This is a genomic window from Rathayibacter sp. VKM Ac-2928, assembly GCF_022815545.1.
Classification (GTDB): Bacteria; Actinomycetota; Actinomycetes; order Actinomycetales; family Microbacteriaceae; genus Rathayibacter; species Rathayibacter festucae.
This window is the reverse complement of the sequence record NZ_JALGRU010000002.1, coordinates 303,941-319,332: the sequence shown is the minus strand read 5'-3', so window position 1 is coordinate 319,332 and position 15,392 is coordinate 303,941. Positions and strand designations below refer to the sequence as shown.

Here is a 15,392-nt window from a genome sequence, read left to right as displayed (position 1 = left end):
TGGAGGTCTCATGACGACCCTCGCCGCCGCGGACGCCGGCCCGTCGACTCCGCCGACGCCGTCGCCCCTGCCGCCCCGACGACGACGCTCTGCGTACGCCGTCCGGAACATGCTGATCGGCTGGACCTTCATCCTCCCGAACTTCCTGGGCTTCGCCGCGCTCACGCTCGTGCCGGTGATCACCCTCTTCTACATGTCGATGACCGACTGGAACGTCTTCGGTCAGGCGAACTGGGTCGGCATCGCGAACTTCCAGCGCCTGATCGGCGACGCGAGCTTCCGCATCGCGCTGCTGAACACGCTCTACTACGCCGCGCTGCACATCCCGCTGACGCTGGTCGTCTCGCTCGGGCTCGCGCTGCTGCTCAACAACAAGCTCCGCGGCGTCGCGTTCTTCCGCACGGCCGCGTTCTTCCCCTACATCACCTCGATCGTCGCGATCGCCGTGGTCTGGAACCTGCTCTTCAGCCCGGAGTACGGCCCGATCAACCAGCTGCTCGGCCTGATCGGCATCTCCGACCCGCCCGGCTGGCTGACCTCGTCCGAGTGGGCGATGCCCGCGGTCGTGATCATCAGCACCTGGCGGGACATGGGCTACTACATGATCCTGTTCCTCGCCGGGCTGCAGACCGTGCCGCGCGAGCTGCACGAGGCCGCCCGCGTCGACGGCGCCTCGGTCTGGCAGCGCTTCGTCAACGTTACGATCCCGTGCCTGCGGCCGACCACCTTCTTCGTGACGGTGATGCTCACCATCAACTCGTTCAAGATCTTCGACCTGATCCTCGTGATGACGCAGGGCGGCCCGGGCCAGGCGACCCTCGTGCTCTCGCAGTTCATCTACCAGAAGGGCTTCCAGGAGAACCAGTTCGGCTACGCGTCGGCGGTCTCGGTCGTGCTCTTCCTGCTCTGCATCCTCGTGACGCTGGCCCAGTTCTTCCTCAACCGAAGGAGCGAGTCCCGATGACCGGACTTCTCATCCCCGACGGCGCTCCCACCGTCGTCGGCGTGAACGAGCCGCTGCCGCCGCGCCGCAAGGAGGCCGGCCGCTCCCCGGCGCGCAAGGCGGGCCGCCTCCTCGGCTACGCGGTGATGATCGTCGCCGCGGCCGCGCTGCTGCTGCCGTTCTTCTGGATGATCACGAGCTCGGTGAAGACGCCGAACGAGGTCTTCTCGGTGCCGGTGAAGTGGTTCCCGGAGACCTGGGTCTGGAGCAACTACGTCCAGATCTGGACCCAGTCGGGCATGCTCACCTGGATCCGGAACACGCTGCTGCTCGCGGTCGTCGTCACGATCCTGCAGGTGGTCACCGGCTCGTTCGCGGCCTACGGCTTCTCGCGGATGCGCTTCCCCGGCCGCGACGTGCTGTTCCTGGTCTACATCGGCACGATCGCGGTGCCGTGGCAGTCGTACATGATCCCGCAGTTCATCCTGCTGTCGAACCTCAAGGTCTCGAACACCCTCTGGGCGATCATCCTGATCCAGGCCTTCGGCGCCTTCGGCGTGTTCCTGATGAAGCAGTTCTACGAGACGATCCCGGAGGAGCTCTCCGAGGCCGCGCGGATCGACGGCCTGAGCGAGTACGGCATCTGGGCGCGGATCATGGTGCCGCTGTCGATCCCCGCGATCGCGAGCCTCACGCTGCTGACCTTCGTCGCCACCTGGAACGACTACCTCGGGCCGCTGATCTACCTACGGAACCCGGACCTGTGGACGATCCAGCTGGGACTGCAGAGCTTCGTCAGTACCCTCTACGACGCCAACTACGCGCTGCTGTTCGCGGGCCTGGTCATCTCGGTGGTCCCGATCGCCGTGATCTTCCTCCTCGGCCAGAAGTACTTCGTCGAGGGCATCGCGACCAGCGGACTGAAGGGCTGATCGTGCGCCGCATCCCGAACGGCCTCTACGCCTCGCTCTTCGGCGTCGCCTACCTGATCCTGGTGACGAACGTGCTGCTCCTGGTCGCCTGCCTGCCGCTCGTGCTGCTGCTGGTGACGACGGATCCGGTGCTCTCCTGGCCGCTCCTCGCGGTGGCGCTGCCGCTCTGCGCGCCGGCCCTGATGGGCGCCGCCGCGGTCTTCGCGGCGCACTCGCGCGGCGAGACCGCGGTCGTGCGGACGTTCTGGCGGGCGTGGCGCGCGAGCTGGCGCCGCCCCGTGCGGCTGCTGGCCGCCGCCACCGCGGTCGTCGTGCTGGTGCTCGTCGACGTGCGGTTCCTCGCGCCGACGCAGATCGGCGTGGTCGTCATCCCGTTCCTCGCGGTCATCGCCCTGCTCGTGGTCGGCTGCGTGCCGGTGGCGCTCGTCGCCCTCGCGGAGGCGAGTGGATCGACGCTCCGGCGGGCCGTGAAGGCGGCGGTGTTCCTCGCCGCCCGCCGCTGGCACCTGTCGGTGGTCTCGCTGCTGGTCCTCGCGTTCCAGGCGTACCTCTTCACCGCCTCGCCCGCGCTCGCCCTCGGCGTCTCGGCCGCTCCCGCCCTCTACCTGGTCTGGGCGAACGCCCGGTTCACCCTCCGCCCCGCGCTCGCCGCCGACCAGCCGGTCGCGGCCTGACCTCCCACGAAGGACTCTCCCCATGACGACCACTCCACCCACCACGGGGAGGACGACCACCGAGCAGGCCGTGGCGGACGCCCTCGAGGTCGTCCGCCGGATGATCGGGGCCTTCGGCTCCGCCTACCCCGACGACACCACCACGGACGGCCGCTACCCGATCCGCCCCGCGGCACAGGGCTTCGCGGCCGGCGCCAACCGCGGCTGGACGACCAGCTTCTGGCCGGGCATGCAGTGGATCGCCTGGGAGGCGACCGGCGAGGACGTCTTCCTCGACGCCGCCCGCGGCCACCTGCAGGACTTCGCCCGCCGCGTGCGGGAGGGCGAGGACCTGGAGACCCACGACCTCGGCTTCCTCTACACGCTCTCCTGCGTCGCGCCCTTCCGGCTCCTCGGCGACGAGCTCGGCCGCACCGCGGCGCTCGAGGCCGCCGAGCACCTGATGACGCGGTTCCTGCCGACGGCCGGCATCGTCCAGGCCTGGGGCGACCTCCGCGACCCGAAGCAGCGCGGCCGCACGATCATCGACTCGCTGATGAACATGCCGCTGCTGACCTGGGCCGGCGAGCAGACCGGCGACCCGCGCTACGCCGAGGCCGTCGCGCGCCACATCGAGGCGCTGCGGGTGAACATCCTCCGCCCCGACTCGTCGACCTTCCACACCTTCTACTGGGACGCCGAGACCGGCGAGCCGCTGCGCGGCGGCACCGAGCAGGGCGCCTTCGACGACTCCTGCTGGGCACGCGGGCAGGCCTGGGGGGTCTACGGCTTCGCGATGGGCTTCCGCGTGCTCGGCGACGACGCGCTGCTCGAGGCGTCGCGGGCCTGCGCCGAGTACTTCCTCGCGCACCTGCCGGGCGACCTCGTGCCCTACTGGGACCTCGTCTACACCGAGGGCAGCGACGCGCCCCGGGACAGCTCGGCGGCGGCGATCGCGGTCTGCGGGCTGCTCGAGCTGGCCCTGGTCGAGACCGACGCCGAGTGCGCCGCGCGCTGGCGCAACGCCGCGCACCGGATCCTCGCGGCGCTGATCCGGGAGTGCGCTCCCGAGAGCCCCGAGGCGGCGGACACCGTCCTGCTGCACAGCGTCTACGACCTGCCGAAGAACGTGGGCGTCGACGAGGGAACGCTCTGGGGCGACTACTTCTACCTGGAGGCGCTGATGCGCGTCTCGCGACCGGAATGGCGGCCCTACTGGTGAGACTCGTCCGATTCGAGAGCGCCGAGGGCGCTCGGACCGGGGTCGTGCTCGACGGCGACGGCGACGGTGACCGCGCCGGTGACCGCGTGCTCGACCTGGGCACCGCGACCGTCACGGAGCTGTTCGCCGACCGCGCGCTGCTGACCGCGGCCCGGGCGGTCGGCACCTCGACCGTCCCGCTCGACTCCCTCCGCCTGCTGCCGCCGGTCGTGCCGGGGAAGATCCTCTGCATCGGCTACAACTACCGCGGGCACGTGCCCGCCGGCGGTGAGGACCGGCCCGTGCCGACGACGCCCGACGTGTTCGTCAAGACGCCGAACACGCTCGGCGCCCCCGGCGACCCGGTGACGCTGCCGCTGACGGCGACCGACGTCGACTACGAGGGCGAGATCGCGCTCGTGATCGGCCGCGGCGGGCGGGACATCCCGCTCGAGGAGGCGGCCTCGCACATCGCCGGCTACACCGTGATCAACGACGTCTCCGAGCGCACCTGGCAGGGCCGCTCGAGCCAGTGGACGCTCGGCAAGTGCTCCGACGGCTTCGCCCCGCTCGGCCCGTGGCTCGTGACGCCCGACGAGATCGCGGACACCGGCGACCTCTGCGTCGAGGTGGTCCGCGACGGCGTCGTCACCGTCTCGCAGAGCACCGCCGACCTGGTCTTCAGCATGGCGGCGCTCGTCCACCACCTCAGCGAGGGGATGACCCTCGAGCCGGGCGACGTGATCGCCACGGGCAGCCCGCAGAAGCTGCCGGAGGCGCTCGCGGCGCACCGGCCGCTGGCCGACGGCGACGCGGTGACGATCCGCGTCGACGGGATCGGCTCCCTCACCACGACCTTCCGAAAGGGACGACCATGACCGCCGCCGTGCCCACCCCCGCCGCCTCCACCCTCGCCGCCTTCACCCTGGACGCCTTCCGGCTCGACGGCCGCGTCGCCGCCGTCACCGGGACCAGCCGGGGCATCGGCCGCGGCGCCGCGCTGGCGCTCGCCGGGGCCGGCGCCGACATCGCGCTGATCGACCGGGGCGACGCGAGCGAGACCGCCGAGCTGATCCGCGGGCTGGGCCGCCGGGCGCACCTGATCCGCCGCGACTTCGCGACCGCGACGTCCGAGGAGCTGCACTCCGCGATCGACGAGGTCGTCGCCGAGCTCGGCCGGATCGACGTGGTGGTCAACAACGCCGGCACGATCAAGCGCACCCCCGCGGCCGAGCACAGCGCCGCCGACTGGGACGAGGTGCTGAAGGTGAACCTCGACTCGGTCTTCCACCTCACCCAAGCGGCCGGCCGGCGGATGATCGCGCAGGGCTCCGGGCGGATCATCACCGTCGCGTCGATGCTGTCCTTCCAGGGCGGGATCACCGTGCCCGGCTACACCGCCTCCAAGCACGCGGTCGCGGGCCTGACCAAGGCGTTCGCCAACGAGTGGGCCGCCTCCGGAGTGACCGTCAACGCGATCGCCCCCGGCTACCTCGCCACCGACAACACCGCGGCGATCCGCGCCGATGAGGCCCGCGAGGCGTCGATCGTCGCGCGCATTCCCGCCGGCCGCTGGGGCACCCCCGCGGACCTGCAGGGCGCCTTCGTGTTCCTCGCGTCGGACGCCGCCGCCTACGTCACGGGGACGATCCTCCCCGTCGACGGCGGCTGGCTCGTGCGCTGACGCCGACCGGCTCCCCGAACCCACCCGACCAGAACCGACCCGACAGGAGTCTCCCCATGGAGCAGCGCTACGCCACCAACCCCTCGCAGATCCCCGGCATGACCACCGAGGACCTGCGCCGGGAGTACCTCGTCCCGGAGGTGTTCGTCGCCGGCGAGATCCGGCTGGTCTACACGCACCACGATCGCATCGTGCTCGGCGGCGCCGTCCCCGCGGGGCAGCGGCTCGAGCTGACCGGCTACGAGGAGATCCGGAGCGACACCTTCCTCGAGCACCGCGAGCTGGGGATCGTCAACGTCGGCGGCACCGGCACGGTGACCGCGGACGGCGAGACGTACACGCTGGTGTCGGGCGCCTGCCTGTACCTGGGGCGCGGGATCGAGGCGGTGGCGTTCGAGGACGCCGGCTCGGGTGCCGTGGTTTCGGGAGACGCGGGCGCCCAGTTCTACCTCTTCTCGGCCCCCGCGCACACCACGTACCCGTCGGTGCTCGTCGCGCCCGGCGAGGGCACCGTCCGCGAGCTCGGCGAGCAGGCGACGAGCAACCGCCGCACGCTCAACCAGTACATCCACGAGAACGGCGTGCGCAGCTGCCAGATCGTGATGGGCGTCACGACCCTGCACGAGGGCTCGATGTGGAACACCATGCCCGCGCACACCCACGACCGCCGCACCGAGTGCTACCTCTACTTCGACCTGCCCGAGGACGCCCGCGTCATCCACCTGCTGGGGGAGCGCCAGGAGACCCGGCACCTCGTCGTGGCCGACCGCCAGGCGATCCTCTCGCCGAGCTGGTCGCTGCACTCCGGCGTCGGCACGGCCGCCTACTCCTTCGTCTGGGCGATGGCGGGCGAGAACCAGGCGTTCGACGACATGGATGCGGCGCCGGTGAAGGACCTGCCGTGACGTCCGGATCCGCTGTCGGCGGCGTGCTGCTGGCCATGGGGGAGACCATGGCCGTGCTGGTGCCCTGCGGCGGCTCCGTCGCCGACGCGGACGACTTCCTGGTGGACGCGGGCGGTGCGGAGTCGAACGTGCTCGCGCACGCGGCGGCGCTCGGCGTCCCCGTGCGCTGGCACAGCCGGCTCGGTGCCGACGCGCTCGGCGAGCGGGTGCTCCGGCAGCTCGCGGCGCGGCGGATCGACGTCTCGCGCGTCGTCCGCGACCCCGGTCATCCCACCGGCGTCTACGTGAAGGACCCCGGCCGCGGAGTCTCCTACTACCGAGCGGGATCGGCCGCCGCGTACCTCGACACCGCCGACGCCGATGCTGCCCCGTTCGACGACGTGGCGCTGCTGCACCTGTCCGGGATCACCGCGGCGCTCTCGGAGCCGGCCGACCGGTTCCTCCGTCGCGCGGCCCTCCGCGCCCGCGAGCTCGGCATTCCGGTGAGCCTCGACGTCAACTACCGCGCCGCGCTCTGGAGCGTCGATCGGGCGGCGCCGGTCCTCGCCGAGCTGGTCCGGCTGGCTGACGTGGTCTTCGTCGGCCGCGACGAGGCGGAGACCCTGTGGGGCACCCGCACCGCCGAGGACGTCCGGGCGCTGTTCCCGGACGTCGCCGAGCTGGTCGTCAAGGACGGCCACATCGGCGCGACGGTGTTCTGCGCCGGTGCCGACGCTGCCGGCGGGGTCTTCGAGCCCTCGCACGAGGTGGAGGTGCTCGATGCGGTCGGCGCGGGCGACGCCTTCGCCGGCGGCTACCTGGCCGCCCTGCTCCAGGGCGCCGACCCCGGAGCACGCCTGCGCCGCGGCCACGACCGCGCCGCCCTCACCCTCGCCGTGGCGGGCGACTCCCTCGACGAGAGAACGGCACGACGATGACTGTGTTCACCACCACCCCCGCGACCACCCCGACTGCAAGCCCGACCGCGAGCCCCTTCGACGAGGTCTTCGCAGGCGCCCCGCTGATGGCGATCCTGCGCGGCATGGGCGTGGAGCGCTCGATCGCCCTCGCGACGACCGCCTGGGACCTCGGCATCGACTCGGTCGAGGTGCCGCTGCAGACCGCGGAGGACGAGGTCGCCCTCCGCGAGGTCGCGCGCCTGGGCGCCGAGCGCGGCAAGACCGTCGGAGCGGGCACGATCGTCCGCCCCGAGCAGGTCGCGCTCGCCCGCGAGGCCGGCGCCGGCTACCTCGTCTCGCCCGGCCTCGACCAGCGCATCCTCGCCGCGGCCGGCGCCGTCGATCTCCCGCTGCTGCCCGGAGTCGCGACGCCGTCGGAGGTGCAGCTCGCCGCCTCGCTCGGCCTCACCTGGCTGAAGGCCTTCCCCGCCACCTGGCTCGGCGCCGGCTGGTTCAAGCACATCCGCGGCCCCTTCCCCGGCATCCGCTTCGTCGCGACCGGCGGCCTCGACGCCGCCAACGTCTCCGACTTCCTCGACGCCGGCGTCCGCGTCGCCGCCGTCGGCTCCGCCCTCGAGGACCCGGCCCAGCTCGCCCGCCTCGGCGCCCTCCTCGCCGCCGCCCGCCCCTGACCGCCGCGTCTCGATACGCGCTGCGCGCTACTCGACCAGCATGGGTCGGGGCACGCCGACGCGCTGTGCACCCACTCCATGCTGATCGAGTAGCCCGCTTCGCGGGCGTATCGAGATCCACCACCGTCAGAACGGTGCGGGAACAGTGTCGAAGCGAGGCCCCGGCGGAGGATTCGGCGGCCGCCCGGGCAGAGGTGGTGGCCGGTTGCTGATCCGCCGCCCGGTCGGGCTCGTCCACTCGAGGGTCCCGTCGTCGTCGATCCGGTCGTAGCTCCACTGCTCTCCGTGCCGGATGTGGTGGTGGGACGTGCAGAGCATGACGAGGTTCTCGAGGGACGTCTCGCCGCCGTTGCGCCACTCGAGGGTGTGGTCGGCCTCGGCCGTCGCGGCAGTCCGGGTGCAGCCGGGGAAGCGGCAGGTCTGATCGCGGAGCTGGAGGTGCAGGCGCATCTGCGCGGGTGGGACGCGCCAGGTGCGGCCGACGGAGACGACGGCGCCGGTGTCCTGATCGATGAGCACCCGCGTGAAGGAGGCTCCTGTGCGGAGGAGCTCGCGGGCGACGTCGGCGCGGACGGGTCCGTAGCCGTCGAGGTCCGCGGGCGCGTCGTCGAGACCTGCGGCGGTGGACGCCGCGAGGGTGAGTCGCACCTCGGCCCGCACTCCGGGGACGAAGGTCGGGTCCGGCTGATGATCGGGATCGGGGGTCGTTCCCGCGATGTCGCCGTCGCAGAGCAGATCGACCGCCGCGTCCGCGCTGAGCTGCTGGAGTGTGCGGGGGTCGCCCTCGTCGCGGAGGGTGCGGGCGATGCGGCGCAGCCGGTCGTAGGCGCCCGTCACCGCCGGTGCGGGAGCGTGGACGCAGAGGGTCGCCATTCCGTCGACGTCCGGGGTGACCCAGACCGCGCGGTCCTGGCAGGCGCGGGCGTGGCGCTCGGCGAGGGGCTGCTCGTGCAGCTCCTCGCGCCAGCGACTGAGAGCTCGGCGCAGCTGGGTCGTCGTCATCGTGAGGGCGGCGTCGGCGGCGCGCTCGTCGAGTGCCGCGCGAGAGGCCTCGGGGAGGCTGCTCGCCGCTCTGCAGACGGCCTCGCCGGCCTCCCAGAGGATCCGCGCGTCGCGGAGCAGGGCGCGGGTGAGGGGAAGGTGCTCCATCAGCATCTCCGCGGTCTCGAGCCGTCGGCAGACCTCCCGCTCGGACACGCCGAGCGTTACCGCGAGCTCGGCTCGGATCGAGCGCTCGACGAGATCGCGGGTCTCGCTCCGGGACGCGCCGCGGGCGAACGATTCCGGGACGGTGAGCGCGACGCGGTAGCCGCGGTGCATCCGCTCGGCCGCCCTCAGGCGCGTCGGGGAGGCGGCGCGCTCGGCGGCCGCGGAGTCGTCGAAGCAGTTGCGCACCTCCGCGAGTACTGCTGCATTCTCATCTTCTGCCATACGTATATTGAACCAGTGACCACCGACATCGAAGCGGGGGCAAGGGCCGATCGGGGGAGAGGGCAGGCGGATCGGGGGTTGGGGAGGAGGCTCGTTCCCGGATGTCTCGGTGATGGTGGGTCTCGATACGCCGCCGGAGGCGGCTACTCGACCAGCATGAATCGACCTGCGGCTTGCGCGACCAGCAGGGAGTGCCCTGCGGGCTGCGCGACCGGCATGAGGCGGTCGGCCAGGCACCCTGGCCGCGGACTGCGCCCCCCATGCTGAACGAGTAGCCCGCGCAGCGGGCGTATCGAGATCCACCCGGTCCGAGACGAGAGCCTGCAGACCACCGTGCCAGCGGTGGTGGGTCTCGATACGCCCCTGCGGGGCTACTCGACCAGCATTCTGCGGGCATCTCTCCCGAGCAGATCCGGGGTCAGCGGCGGCGGCGCAGCAGCGCGTCGAGCGAGAGGCGGCCGGGGCCGGTCAGCACGAGCGCCACCGCTCCGGCGGCCAGCACCAGGACGAACTCGATGCCGCCGGTAGCGGCGAAGAAGCCGCTCGGCAGGTGGACGACGACGAGCGCGACGACCGCCGTGATCGCGAGGCCGGCGGCGGCGATCCGGGTCAGCAGGCCGACGATGATCGCGGCGCCGCCGAGCAGCTCGGTGAAGGCGGCGACCGGGGCGAGGACGGCCGCGAACGGGATCCCCATCGCTCCGAAGCCCTCGGTCGTCGCGGCGAGGCCGTCGACGGCGATCTTCTGCCAGCCGTGCGCGAGGAACACGGCGCCCAGCGCGAGGCGGAGGACGAGCAGTCCGGCGGAGGCCCCCGGCAGCGCGCCGCGGCGGGCCGAGGAGGAGGTGGTCGGGCGGTCGAGCGTGGTGGTCATGGCGTGCCTTCCGGTCGGAGCGGATCTCGAGGGGGAGTGCCGCACGCCGTCGTGCTCGTGCTCGACCGTAGGCGCGACCGCCGCCCGCCCGAGCTCCGTGGAGTGGACACTGAGAACTCGCACAGGCTCACTCCAGGCTCCAGCCCCCGCACACGCTGGAGCCGGCGCCGCCCTCCTCACGAAGGCGGCGCCGGCTCCCGCACCGATCCTCAGCAGCTCGCGGCCGGGTACTCCTCGCTCTGCTCGCGCGCCACGTCCTCGCCGTCGACGGTGCCCGTCACGGTCAGGTCGACCGCGTCGGCCGGCACCGTCTTGGCCCGGGTGGTGAAGGAGTGGAACGCGCTCTTCCCGGGCGCGACGGCGGTGAACGCCTTCTCGCCGTAGGCCGTCGTCATCGTGATCCCCACCGGCACGTCGGCCGTGTTGACCGCGGTGACGCCCAGCTGCACCTTGCCCGCGACGCACCGGCTCTGCACCGTCACGTCCAGGTCCGGCAGCGCCGGGGCGGCGGGGGCGACCGCCGCGACTCCGAGCCACGAGATCACCGGCTTCTCGCCGCCCGCGCCCTCGTTCGTCACCCGGTACTCCACCGTGGTCGGCGCAGCGAGGGTGAAGGTCAGCGCCCCGGTCAGCGGCGTGCTCGTGCCCGACAGCGGGATGTTGCCCTTGGCCAGCTCCACGCCCCCGGCCGAGACCGTGTGGTTCATCGTCCGGCTGAGGTTCCACCACTCGGTGAACCCGCCCGTCAGCGTGTACGTCCCGGCGGCCAGCGGCAGCCGGTAGATCAGCTGCGTCGTGTCCTGGTAGAGACCGGTCGAGAACTTGTCGTTCAGGTCCGTCCCGGTCTTCACCTTCATGCCCTCCGGCGCGAAGCCCCACTGGTCGGCGGCGGTCGAGGCCCGGTCCGACACGGCGTTGAGCAGCGACGGGACGGCCGCCTGCACCGCGCCGTACTGCGGCGAGGAGGTCGCCGCGGTGCCGGAGTCGATGTAGTAGACGAGCCCCTCCGGCACGATCTCGTAGCGCGCGGTCACCTTCGCGCCGTTCGCGAGCGTCCCGCGCAGGGTGACCGGCGCGTAGTCGGTGCGGGTCTGCGCCGCGGAGTCCGCGTCCCAGGTGATGCCGACGGAGGCGCCGTCGACCGTCACAGTGGTCGGCAGGGCGGCACTCGCGGTGAGCGCGCCCTGGTAGCCGAGGTCGCGGGTCACGCTCTGGACGTAGACCAGCGCGAGCCGCGCGTTGTAGCCGCTCGTCCCGTCGGTCCCGAAGGACACGTCGACGACGCCCGGCGCCGCGAGGGTCACCTGCTGGCGCACCGGCGTGGCCGCCCCGGTCGAGACCGCGGTGGCGCGCTTCGTCGTGCCGGCCGCGGTGACGGTCGAGACGACGTTGGTGGTCAATCCGGCCCGCGGCGCCTGCACGGCGACGACGTCGTAGGTCCCGGCGGGCAGCGTCAGGTGCGTCACGACGGGCTTGCCGAAGTCGGCCGGCACGTACGAGGAGCTCCAGTCCGCGGGGTTGCCCGGGACGACCGCGCCGGTCGACGTGGTCGAGTAGCCCCACGTGCTCCCCGCGGACACCCCGTCCCACTTCCGGTCGGCGGCGTCGTTGAGGACGCCCGGCTGGCTCGCCTTCACGGCCGCGTAGGCGGATCCGGCCGCCGAGCCGCTCGAACCCGAGTCGACGAAGTAGCGCAGGTCGGCGGGAGTGACGAGCAGCGGCACCGAGAAGCGCTGGAACACTCCGGTCGAGGCGACCTTCTCGGTGGTCCGGCCGGTCAGCCGCACCGTGCCGAGCTCGGCCGTCCCGGCGAGGGCCTGCGCCGCTCCCGCGTCCCAGGTCACGGCGCGGTCGGCGCCCTCGAGGGTCAGGGTCTTCGGCAGTCCGGCGGAGGTGGTCCCGGCGATCAGGCCGAGGTCGCGGACGTCGGTGCTCACGCCCTCGGGCACGAGCTCCGCGGCGGTCCGGCTGAGGCGCGCCACCAGAGCGGCGGCCCCCTCCGCGTCGAGGCCGTAGCCGGCCGGGTCGGCCAGCGCCGATCGGGCGGAACCCACGACGCTCGCGAACGGAGCCCAGGAGGAGGCGCTCCACTCCGCCTCGACGAAGCGCTCGGCCGTCGCCAGCGCCGCCGCGAGGGCGGTGGTGTCGACCGCGGACGAGTCCGCGTTCGCGACGACCACGCCGACCGCATCCACGTTCAGGACGCCGTCGTTCGCCGTCTCCAGCACCACCGTGTGCGCGCCGTCCGCGAGACCGCGGAGCTGGAACGCCGTGCGCTCGCTGCCCGCCGCCCAGGTCGGCGCGTTCGTCGCCACCCGGACGCCGTCCACCGTGACGTTCAGCGTCGCGGCCCCGGTGTTGCTGCCGAGGACGTCGAGTCCGGTCCCGGTGAAGGAGTAGCTCAGCGCCGCGCCCTTGCCGGTGCTCTTCGACGCCGTGCGCTGCCACTCGAACATGCCCTGGCCGTTGACGTGCGTCCACTGCTCGTCGAACTCGAGGATCGGCGTCGAGCCGTCGCTCCAGCTGGTCTGGTGCATGCCGTCGACGACGGTGGAGTAGTAGGGAGTGAAGCCGGGCACCTGCTCGACGACGAGGTCGTCGAACTGCGTGAACGTGAAGGCCGAGCCGAGCTGCACGCGCCCCGCGGCCTGCGGCGCCGGGTCGGCGTACGCGGCGACCTGCACGCCGTTGAGGTAGGCGGTGTAGCGGTCGCCCGCCACCTGCACGGCGATCCGGTTCCACACTCCGGTGCCGGTGCGGAACGCCGTGCCGGGGGTGGCGGAGGCGGTGCCGGACGCGACGGAGGTGCCGTAGCGCAGCAGGCTCCAGGCGCCCGTCGCGTCGACCCGCAGCTCGGCCGCGGAGACGTTCTGACCGTTGGGCGTCCCGCCCTGCTCGCGGGCGCCGAGGGTCGCGTACGGGGTGCCGCCGTTCTCGAAGAGCACGTCGACCGAGGCGCGGTAGTTCGCCCAGCGGTAGTCGCCGATCGTCGTCTTCGGATCGCCGCCGTTCCAGGCGGGGCCGTTCATGCCCGGGCCGACCTGCTGGCGCAGCACGCGGTCGCGCGCGGCGTCGCCGGTGGCCACGGACTCGAAGGCGCCGTTGGTGTCGTTCGTGTAGCGCGGGATCGCGCCGTCGTCCTCCGGCTGCACCGCGGGGGTGCCGGCGGGCTTCGCCTTCGCGCCGCGGCTGTCGAGGAACGACTCGCCGGAGTCGCTCAGCGCGCCGGTCGCCGGGTCGTAGGAGCGGATGTCCGCGGCCTCGGCGTAGTCGAAGTCGTCCGCGTAGAGGACGGAGTCGGTCGTGACGCCGTTGACGTCGCCGCTCGCGTCGGTGTCGAGCACGTCGCGACCGCCGTCGGCGTCGGTGTACTCGGGCGAGGTCGGCAGGGTCGAGCCGTAGCCCTCACGCGGAGTGAGGACACCGCCGGCGCTCGCCGCGTGGTCGAGCGTGGTGGCGGTCGCCGTCGACCAGGGCTTCACGGTCACCGTGTACACGCCGTCCACGGCGGACAGCTCCGACACGGGCACGACGTAGTTCGCGTCGTAGGCCTCGCCGGCGTCGGCCGCGCGGGTCTCCCAGACCTCCATCGTGCGGTCGTCGCCCAGGTCGAGGTCCTCCGCGGAGATCGCGTAGGTCTTCTCGAACGGGCTGTCGTTGACGATCACGGTCGAGAAGTCCGAGCCGTCCGGCGCGGCGAGCGTCGTGTACGACACCGCGCCGGTCGAGGCGCCGCTGGGCGGATTGCCGCCGCCGAGCGCGCTGCCGGAGGCCTGCGGGATGCCGCGCCAGACGCCCGCGGTGTTGTCCTCGTTCTCCCAGCCGAGCTGCGCGAACTGCGTGTACTGCTCGACCGCGGCCAGGCCGCCGTCGTAGTAGAGCCAGCCCGACCACGGGTCGCGGGCGCTGACGAGCTCCTTCGAGGAGTACTGGAAGCCGTCGTAGAAGGAGCCGATCGCGGGCTGGAAGATGTTCAGGGTCCGCAGCGACTTCGCGAAGCCGGAGGTGACCCAGTTGCTCATCTCGAGCGCGCTGTTGGTGCCGCCGAACTCGGTCCCGGTGCCGCCCTGGCCGTCGGGGTTCGTGTTGTTCGGGCGGTCGGCGGAGTTGGAGAAGGTCGCCTGGCCCTCGGAGTTCCAGATCTCCTTGTCGTAGGTCTGCGCGAACCTCTTCAGGTTCCCGTTCGCGTCGTCCGAGGTGGCGTAGTGGAAGCCGACGACGTCGACGGCGTCGCGGAGCGACGGGTCGGTGGTCGAACTCAGCTGGTCGCCGAAGGAGGTCGGGGGAGTGCCGACCGTGTCCGCCGCGACCGTGCGGATCGCGCGGTAGCGCTCGCCCTCGTCCGCCGAGGCGAAGCCGTTGCTCGGGTCCTGCGCGCTCGCGCCCTCGTAGCCCTTGGTGTCGGTGCGGAGCCAGGTCGAGAACTTCTTGTAGAGCGCGGCGTTCGGGCTCGTGGTCTCGTTGGTGTCCGGGTTGATCGAGTCGACCATGATCCCGTACTCGCGCTCCGCCGCCAGGACGGTGTTCTTGAACCAGATGTACTGGTCCTCGTCGCTGGTCACCCAGGTGGGGCGGCTCCAGCGCAGGATGCTGACGTGCACGTCGCCCTCGGCGACCTTCTGGGCGTCCGCGGCCAGCTGGAAGCCGGGCTCGCGCTGCACGTTCGGGTACTCGTCGCGCGAGCGCATCGTCGCGACGTTCGGCCCGGTCGAGGTGTTGCGGTCGTTGCCCATCTCGATCTTGATGGTGGTCATGATCGGGTGCTCGCCGCCGAAGAGCGTCTCGATCAGCTCCCAGTACTTCTCGGGGTGCTGCGACTTGTAGTCGAGCAGCAGCGCGCTGGTCGAGTTCGCGGAGAGGATGCCGAAGCCCTTGAAGGTCAGGGCGTTGACGCTCTTCGCCGCGGCGGCGACGTCGGCCGCCGTGATCGTCACGGCCTGGACGTCGGAGGGGGCCGCCTGCGCCGGTGCGGCCTGCGCGAGTCCGGAGGCGAGCAGGGCGCCGAGCGCCGTTGCCGCGACGAGGCCGCGTCCCCTGCCCTCCCTTCTGCGGCGGGAGGAGGGCTCGGGCTGCGAGCCTCGAGCGTGCCAGGGGGAGCGGTTGAGCATGGTTGCGCCTCGTCGTCGAGTCGAATGGGATGAGCGATCCGCCACATCCGATCATTTCAGGACAGGCAGAGAGCGATCGCTGAGGTCACCG

Annotated in this window: 12 protein-coding genes; 9 read left to right on the top strand and 3 right to left on the bottom strand. The window is 72.2% G+C overall.

Annotation, left to right across the window (positions count from 1 at the left end):
- Positions 1-10: 10 nt before the first annotated feature.
- Genes MT350_RS09060 through MT350_RS09020 form a run of 9 tightly spaced genes read left to right on the top strand, consistent with a single transcriptional unit; the run spans position 11 to position 7,888 of the window.
- Complete coding sequence (locus MT350_RS09060) at positions 11-964, top strand: carbohydrate ABC transporter permease (RefSeq protein ID WP_123447343.1); 954 nt, start codon at positions 11-13, stop codon at positions 962-964.
- Positions 961-1,875 (top strand): carbohydrate ABC transporter permease, encoded by a 915-nt coding sequence (locus MT350_RS09055; RefSeq protein WP_243615795.1) that lies wholly within the window; start codon positions 961-963, stop codon positions 1,873-1,875. The genes MT350_RS09060 and MT350_RS09055 overlap by 4 nt, the downstream gene beginning before the upstream one ends.
- Positions 1,876-1,877: 2 nt before the next feature.
- Positions 1,878-2,549: a ferredoxin-NADPH reductase gene (locus MT350_RS09050; protein WP_243615794.1), complete on the top strand. Its 672-nt coding sequence runs from the start codon at positions 1,878-1,880 to the stop codon at positions 2,547-2,549.
- A 22-nt stretch (positions 2,550-2,571) separates the two neighbouring features.
- A complete protein-coding gene (locus tag MT350_RS09045) occupies positions 2,572-3,750 on the top strand; it encodes a glycoside hydrolase family 88 protein (RefSeq protein ID WP_243615793.1) in 1,179 nt (392 codons plus the stop codon).
- A complete protein-coding gene (locus MT350_RS09040; protein WP_243615792.1) occupies positions 3,747-4,607 on the top strand; it encodes a fumarylacetoacetate hydrolase family protein in 861 nt (286 codons plus the stop codon). Before MT350_RS09045 ends, MT350_RS09040 begins: the two co-directional genes overlap by 4 nt.
- On the top strand, positions 4,604-5,413 hold the full coding sequence (gene kduD / locus MT350_RS09035) for a 2-dehydro-3-deoxy-D-gluconate 5-dehydrogenase KduD (RefSeq protein WP_243615791.1): 810 nt from the start codon (positions 4,604-4,606) through the stop codon (positions 5,411-5,413). Before MT350_RS09040 ends, kduD begins: the two co-directional genes overlap by 4 nt.
- Positions 5,414-5,469: 56 nt before the next feature.
- A complete protein-coding gene (gene kduI / locus MT350_RS09030; protein ID WP_243615790.1) occupies positions 5,470-6,318 on the top strand; it encodes a 5-dehydro-4-deoxy-D-glucuronate isomerase in 849 nt (282 codons plus the stop codon).
- The gene (locus tag MT350_RS09025) at positions 6,315-7,235 is read left to right on the top strand and encodes a sugar kinase (RefSeq protein WP_243615789.1); all 921 of its coding nucleotides are present in this window, start codon (positions 6,315-6,317) and stop codon (positions 7,233-7,235) included. Before kduI ends, MT350_RS09025 begins: the two co-directional genes overlap by 4 nt.
- Positions 7,232-7,888 (top strand): bifunctional 4-hydroxy-2-oxoglutarate aldolase/2-dehydro-3-deoxy-phosphogluconate aldolase, encoded by a 657-nt coding sequence (locus MT350_RS09020; protein ID WP_243599484.1) that lies wholly within the window; start codon positions 7,232-7,234, stop codon positions 7,886-7,888. The genes MT350_RS09025 and MT350_RS09020 overlap by 4 nt, the downstream gene beginning before the upstream one ends.
- A 126-nt stretch (positions 7,889-8,014) precedes the next feature.
- On the opposite strand, the gene MT350_RS09015 is transcribed toward MT350_RS09020, so the two are convergent.
- From MT350_RS09015 to MT350_RS09005, 3 genes are all read right to left on the bottom strand, one after another.
- Complete coding sequence (locus tag MT350_RS09015; RefSeq protein ID WP_243615788.1) at positions 8,015-9,319, bottom strand: HNH endonuclease signature motif containing protein; 1,305 nt, start codon at positions 9,317-9,319, stop codon at positions 8,015-8,017.
- Positions 9,320-9,737: 418 nt separating this feature from the next.
- Positions 9,738-10,193 carry a DoxX family protein gene (locus MT350_RS09010; RefSeq protein ID WP_243615787.1) on the bottom strand — a complete coding sequence of 152 codons (456 nt, stop codon included), beginning with the start codon at positions 10,191-10,193 and terminating at the stop codon, positions 9,738-9,740.
- Positions 10,194-10,402: 209 nt separating this feature from the next.
- Positions 10,403-15,301, bottom strand: a complete 4,899-nt coding sequence (locus MT350_RS09005) for a hypothetical protein (protein WP_243615786.1) — start codon at positions 15,299-15,301, stop codon at positions 10,403-10,405.
- Positions 15,302-15,392: the final 91 nt, after the last annotated feature.

Bases quoted from the DNA above. Each gene is read 5' to 3' on its own strand.
- MT350_RS09045 (WP_243615793.1), top strand. From the start codon at position 2,572: ATGACGACCACTCCACCCACCACGGGGAGGACGACCACCGAGCAGGCC.
- MT350_RS09015 (WP_243615788.1), bottom strand. From the start codon at position 9,319: ATGGCAGAAGATGAGAATGCAGCAGTACTCGCGGAGGTGCGCAACTGC.
- MT350_RS09005 (WP_243615786.1), bottom strand. From the start codon at position 15,301: ATGCTCAACCGCTCCCCCTGGCACGCTCGAGGCTCGCAGCCCGAGCCC.
- MT350_RS09055 (WP_243615795.1), top strand. From the start codon at position 961: ATGACCGGACTTCTCATCCCCGACGGCGCTCCCACCGTCGTCGGCGTG.
- kduI (WP_243615790.1), top strand. From the start codon at position 5,470: ATGGAGCAGCGCTACGCCACCAACCCCTCGCAGATCCCCGGCATGACC.
- MT350_RS09010 (WP_243615787.1), bottom strand. From the start codon at position 10,193: ATGACCACCACGCTCGACCGCCCGACCACCTCCTCCTCGGCCCGCCGC.
- MT350_RS09020 (WP_243599484.1), top strand. From the start codon at position 7,232: ATGACTGTGTTCACCACCACCCCCGCGACCACCCCGACTGCAAGCCCG.
- MT350_RS09060 (WP_123447343.1), top strand. From the start codon at position 11: ATGACGACCCTCGCCGCCGCGGACGCCGGCCCGTCGACTCCGCCGACG.
- kduD (WP_243615791.1), top strand. From the start codon at position 4,604: ATGACCGCCGCCGTGCCCACCCCCGCCGCCTCCACCCTCGCCGCCTTC.